Here is a 6,000-nt window from a genome sequence, read left to right on the forward strand (position 1 = left end):
TCGCTTCGCTCGCGAAGGACGTGCGAGCTCCCACCCGGCACGACGGCGGGTCAACCCCTCCTGGGGACTCGACCGGCCACACGGTCGGGAAGAACACGGATCGAAACCACGCACCGACATCACGCCGGGCAGGGAACCCCTGGACCGTGCGTCGCGACACGACGACGAACACCGACACCGGCAGGCGACAACGGCGGGTGCCGCCGTCCGGCGACGAGAGCGCCCGACATGGGTATGCGACGTGGACGGGTGACGTTGTCAACCGGTGGGGCGCGTCACCGGGCTCCGGCGGGACGGTCCCGGCGGGGCGCGGTTGGCCGTCGGCTAGCGGAGGGAGAGGCGCTCGCGGATGATCCGCCCCAGGATCCGCACGACCGCTGCCGGGTCATCGGCATCGGCCGGCAACCCGGTCGGGACCCGCTCGTCGACATCGTGCAGGACCGACCAGTCGTGGGGACGCACGTGGATGCCCGTCGCCCCGGCCTCGGTGAGGACCACCAGCTGGTCGAACTCGTCCTCGGGGGCGAGGGCCATGTCCTCCCACACCATCCGGGTGAGCAGCATCACGGCGTGGCCGGAGACCAGTCGGTGCTCGATGCACGTGCGAAGCGGGTCGACGAGCATCCCGAGGTGCATCTCGCGGCGCTGGCGGGCCAGTTCATCGGGATCGACCTCCGCCCCGGTCAGCATCGCGTTGAAGTACGCCGAGGACTGGTCGGCCGTGGCGTTGCCGGTCAGCAGGTTGCCCGACCTTCGCTTGGAGATCCCCGCCATCTTGGTGGCGGCATGGAACCGGTCGGCGACGTGGGGGGCGACCCAGCCGGGGTAGCCGTGGGACTCGGCGAAGTGGTGGCGCAACGCGCGGACCGTCGCATCGCCCCACACCTCCCGCAGCGGCTCGATCGACCCGAACGCCCCGGTCACCTGATCGGGGGTGACGGGGCCTGACAGCGACATGTCGCGGGCGGTCTCCAACCAACCGGTCAGCAGTGGCACGAGATCCTCCGGGACCTCATGCCGCGACCCGCGCCGCACCTCGATCGACATCGACTCGAGCGCGGTGCGGCGCATCCGGGCGGGGAGCGGCTCGGGCCGCAACCGGTCGACCAGGGCGTCACGAACCGCGGTGGCGGGCAGCTCGACCCACCCGTTGGACGACGACAACCCCTCGAAGGCCTCCACGGGGGCCTCCCGGTGGGCCCGGTCGGCCGACGCGGTGTCGTCGGGGTCGATTCCCCACTCCTCGCACAGCAGCTCGTGGGCGCGGGCGATGAGGGTCGGCTCGACGACCGCGACCCACCCGTCCGACGGCATCACGGTGCCGATCAGGTCCCACACGCATTCGACGGAGCAGAACCGCTCGTCGACCTCGAAGACCTGCTCGGTCGGGACGTCACGGGAGGACGGTTCGTCGCAGTTCGCGCAGGCGGTGCGGCTCTGCTTGCGGAACCAGGGCCAGTCCCCGAACGGGACGGACAGGACGGCTTGACGTGACATGGAGTGCTCCTCATCCGGTGGTCGGGATCCCGGCGCGCCCGCTCACCGAAAGGGTCTCCATCGCCCGTCGTTCGGGCCACGGCATGGTCGGTGCTGTCTGGTGGGTCTGGCTGTCGGAACCTTGCGGGGCTGTGCCCTGAGCGGGCCTGAGCCTCGGTCCTCGCTGCCGGGGAGCGAACGGTGGACCTTCAGGCGGCTAGCGGCCTCCGACGGCCGCACCACGCATGGTAGACGACCGGGGTGACAACCCGGTCGGGGGCGTGCCGTCGGATGGTGTCGTCGTGCGGTGACGACGGTGGTTGACGGAGGCCAGACGCTTCCGTGCCGGCCGTCGAGAGTCCCCGGTGCCGTTCGAGGCGGGTGCAGTACCGACGGGCATGGGCCATCCATCCGGACGTGCTGCGACATGCTCCTGGTCCTGGTGCAGCTCCTGGGGTCGGAGCCCGCCCTGGGGCCGGCGTGTCCTGGCGCCTGGGCCCTGGCCCGTGCGGCCGGGGGGCGTTCCCGTGACGACGGGTTGCTCGATCGAGACGTTGTCCACGTCGACGAGGTCGCTGCCGGCGGCCGAACGGGTCCACGGGGCGGGACGGGTTCGGTTGACGTGGCCGGGGCGCAAGGGCGGGTGACGAACCATGGCGACCCAGACACCTGACGTCACTGGGTGACGAGATCGGGTGACAGCGTCAACACCTGGGCCGTCGTCAGTCCCCCCAGCCGCCCCTTGCCGCGCCGAGCGGTTCGCATAGATCAACGTCGGTTACGGCAACGCCAGCCGGGGACATCCCTCCACGCGGGATCGTCGTACCACCGGCATGGAGCCCCGCTCCGGTCACACCACCACCCCGAAGACAGCCCCGAAGCCCACGCCCGAGAAGGCGTGTCGGACGCATCGCTCACACTCGGCGGGACAGGTGGCGTGGACCCTCCTCGCCGGCAGGAGCACCAGATGCCGACCGACAACTTCGACCGGGCCGTCCGCGCACGGATGGCCGACACCGGCGAGCCCTACCAGACCGCACGCAACGCCCTGATCGCCGCCGACCACGAACTGGTGGCCGATGCCGCCGTCGGACTCCTGGCGACCGTTGAGGACCACGACCCGACGATGCGGGTGCGGATCCTCACCCGTCCCGGTGGGCTGGCGAGGGTCGCCGTTGCCCTTCCGCACCTCCTTGACCGCGTCCACGAGGCGACCTGGGGCGAATGGGACCGCGGCGTCGCCCACAACGCCGTGGAAGCCGACGACCACGAGAGCGTCGACCTGATCTGGCCGGCAGTGGAAGTCGAGGCGTGGGCCGACTACCTCACCCACGGCCTGCACGCACTGACCCCCGGCCGGTCGGCGTCGTCGGGATCGCCGTCGCTGTCGGGATCGACTACGGGTTCGGATTCGAGGGCGAGTTCGGGTTCGGCGAGCCGATCGGGACCGCCCCGACCGTCGACACCCCGGACCCCACCGACAACTGGAAGCGAGTCGTGCTGTGGGCCGACGTCCGCGACGGGTGGGGGATCGCCGCCGAACAGCACGGCCAGGTCCGACGTCTCACCGACCCCGGCGTCCACCTGACATCGGTGGCCGCACCGCTGCGCCGCTGGGCCGGCCATGACGGCGTCCCGGTCAGCTCCCCGATGTTCAACGGCATGCCGGTGAGGGCTCAGGTGCGGACCGACGGCGACCACGTCATCGTCGACTGGGCCGAAGATCCCGTCGGCGTGCCCGCCACCGACGGGATGCGGGCCTGCGACTACGGCGTCACCCACCCGTCCGGGCCCGACACCGACTCAGCCTGCCCCGACTGCGCGATGGTGTTCCGGGTCATAGGGCAGTGGTGGAAGGAACAGACCTATGCGGTCAGGGTCAACGGCACCGCCGTGTACGCCCGGAGCCTGCTGTCGACCGTCGCGGCGATGCACGACCGTCCGTTGCTCGTCGGCGGGGAGGCCGGCAACGTCCTCGACACGGTGACCGCTGCCCCGGCCGGCGACGGACTGCCGCACCTGCGGCTCCTCGAGTGGTGGCGCCACAACGGCGACGCCCCCGTCGTCGGGGCCGTCACCGACGGCGATGAGACCATCTGCGGCCTGCCCGTCGGACAACCGGTCGACGCCGCGGCCGCCGGACGGATGTGCAGCCGATGCGACGAAGGGCTCGACCGGGTCCAGTTCTCCGTCCGCGACAGCAACGACCCGCCGGAGCTGCCGTCGCCGGGTCCGGTGCACCGGATCGACCGGCCGCCCATCGGCATCGTCCTGGGCCAGCCGACAGGACGGACCGAAGGACGTCTCGTCGACGTGCTCGACACACGGGTGCTGATCCCCGACCCGGCCCGCCAGACCATCACCGCCACCACCCCCGACGCGGTCACCGTGCTGCACACCTGCCAACCAGGCGACACCCGTGACCGCGGGTGCATTGCCTGCGCCACGCCCGGCCGGGGAGCCGCTTGGCTGCGCGAGGTGGAGCACCGGTGGGACACCACCGCCGGGGGTGAGTACCCGCACTGGCAGGCACCCGACGGCACCACCGCCTGGACGCTCACCGACGACAGCGTGAGCACGCAGTTGTTCGACGACGCCGCCGTCGCACGGGTCCTCACCGGCCCGAGAACCGTCCGGATCGCTGCCGCGGTCACGCCCCGACGGCCGGGCAGGCTCCATGCCATGGCGTTGGACCGCATCGTCGGCATCGACGCCCACACCCACGCGTCGGTGGCCGTGCGGCCCTTCGACATCCTCTGGACGCGCGCCGTCTGCGGCGGCGAGGCAGCCCCGGCCCAGGCCAGGGGGGAGGGCCTGTGCAAGCGGTGCGGCGACCGGGTGCGCCGAATGCGCCGCGACGGCATCGTCGTCGAGTTCGGCGGCCACGACCACGACCCCGACGGCGACGACGGACGTCGCCTTGCAGAACTTCTGGACCGGGTGGGATGAACGCCCCCGCACGGGGCAGGCACCGTCGATAGCACGGTCGACCATCACCTCCATGGACATCCCCACACCGCCCGGCATCGTCGTGATCAACGAGTGCTGCCACCCGCTGCTCGGCACGGTCTCGGCGGTCGCCGCCGCCCGGACCTCCCCTGTGGTGCGGCCGACCCGACGACGCGCGCGCAAGAGGATGGCCCGCGAGACGACCGCCGCGCACATCACCCCGGCGGCGACTTTCCCGCACGGGCTTCGGCACAGCCAACTGGTCACCGGGACCGTCACCGTCGGCTTCGGGCTGCTGCCCGAGCACGAGGTCCTCATGTCGGTGACCCGCAACGAGGTCCACCCGTCATTGGTCGCGCTGTGCGACCAGATCGATGCGGTCATCCGAACCTTCCCCGTCGGCGTCGGCACCACCAAGACACAGATGGTGGTCGACGCGTTGGCCCGCATCGAGACGGGCCACCACTGCTGCGACGAGAACACCGCCAACGACTACGCGGCGCTCACCGGGTCACGCGACCTCGACGAGATCGGTGGCGTGGCGGCGATGGTCGCGGCGGCCGTGACGATCATCGCGGCGGACAAGGACGGGACCGAACCGGTCGCGGTCGCCTGCCACGCGCTCACCAACGCGCACAAGCACACGCCTGACCTGAGCAGCTGACACCGGGACACGTCGACGTCGGACGCTGCCGGATGCCGAGTTGGCGTGCCAGGCACCCCGTCCGCGCCTACCTGGACTGCCAGCAGGCCGTGAAGGCCATGCGGCAGACCGACCGGTCGAACCCGGCATGGTCGGCGTGTGACAACCCAATGGTCACCTACCTGATCGAGTGCGGCCTCGAGGTCGCCGCCGAGGACGCCGGCCCCGTCAGGGTTGCAGCCGGAGGACTCGGCGAACTGGTGGTGCAACGCGTGGACCGTCGCGTCACCCCACACCTCCCGTAAGGCAGAAGTGCCGGGAACCGGCCGGTGAGTCTCAAGCGCCCACAGCGACGCTGGGCCAGCAGCGAATCATGCGGACGCGAGTAGCAACACCGCAAGGCCGACGGCGCGTGGGGGTTGCGGCCGGCCCCTCCGCACCGAAGGGCACACTCCTCCCATGACACCCCAACTCGTCTGGCATCGCGACCCGTCGGGCCGTCACCAAGAACGCGCAGCAACCCCCGAGGGATGGACCGCCCACGTCCGCGACGACGGCAACGAGAACGTCGAGCCGGTCAACGACATCCGTCCCGCACCCGTCATGCACCACGGGGTCGCCCCCACCGCCCGCACCGTCCTGTGGACCGACGCGCGCCGCGACCTGCAGTCCTCCGCCACCAACGGCCGGTTCACCACCCAGCGGTACGTCCTCACCGACGACGCCATCCGCATCTCCACCGGCAGCATCGCCAACCGCGAACTCGTCATCCCCCTGTGGGCCGTGACCGGCGTCACCGCCAGCCAGGGGCTGGTTCAACGCGGCCGCGGCGTCCACACCCTCACCATCTCCCTCGATCCGAGCCTCCCCGCACCCGCCAACGCCCAAGGGCCACCCCAGATCCTCGACATCGGCCACGGCCAACAGGTCCG

5 protein-coding genes and 1 pseudogene are annotated in these 6,000 nt (G+C 71.3%); 5 read left to right on the forward strand and 1 reads right to left on the reverse strand.

Annotated features, from left to right (window positions below; genetic code table 11):
• Nucleotides 1–324: 324 nt before the first annotated feature.
• A complete protein-coding gene (locus tag DVS28_RS27945) occupies nt 325–1,497 on the reverse strand; it encodes a hypothetical protein (RefSeq protein WP_114594917.1) in 1,173 nt (390 codons plus the stop codon).
• Between the two features lie 946 nt (nt 1,498–2,443).
• On the opposite strand from DVS28_RS27945, the gene DVS28_RS29020 reads away from it, so the two are divergent.
• From DVS28_RS29020 to DVS28_RS30315, 5 genes and pseudogenes are all read left to right on the forward strand, one after another.
• Nucleotides 2,444–3,064, forward strand: a complete 621-nt coding sequence (locus DVS28_RS29020) for a hypothetical protein (RefSeq protein ID WP_164711226.1) — start codon at nt 2,444–2,446, stop codon at nt 3,062–3,064.
• Nucleotides 2,974–4,425: a hypothetical protein gene (locus DVS28_RS27960; RefSeq protein ID WP_164711227.1), complete on the forward strand. Its 1,452-nt coding sequence runs from the start codon at nt 2,974–2,976 to the stop codon at nt 4,423–4,425. The genes DVS28_RS29020 and DVS28_RS27960 overlap by 91 nt, the downstream gene beginning before the upstream one ends.
• A 52-nt stretch (nt 4,426–4,477) precedes the next feature.
• Nucleotides 4,478–5,089 carry a hypothetical protein gene (locus DVS28_RS27965; protein WP_114594921.1) on the forward strand — a complete coding sequence of 204 codons (612 nt, stop codon included), beginning with the start codon at nt 4,478–4,480 and terminating at the stop codon, nt 5,087–5,089.
• Nucleotides 5,090–5,121: 32 nt separating this feature from the next.
• Nucleotides 5,122–5,373, forward strand: coding sequence for a hypothetical protein (locus DVS28_RS27970; protein ID WP_114594922.1), 252 nt, complete (start codon nt 5,122–5,124; stop codon nt 5,371–5,373).
• 298 nt (nt 5,374–5,671) lie between these two features.
• Nucleotides 5,672–5,911 (forward strand): annotated as a pseudogene (locus DVS28_RS30315) (PH domain-containing protein); the annotation flags it as partial.
• Between the last annotated feature and the right edge of the window lie 89 nt (nt 5,912–6,000).

The sequence above is a fragment of the Euzebya pacifica genome (assembly GCF_003344865.1).
Lineage (GTDB): Bacteria > Actinomycetota > Nitriliruptoria > Euzebyales > Euzebyaceae > Euzebya > Euzebya pacifica.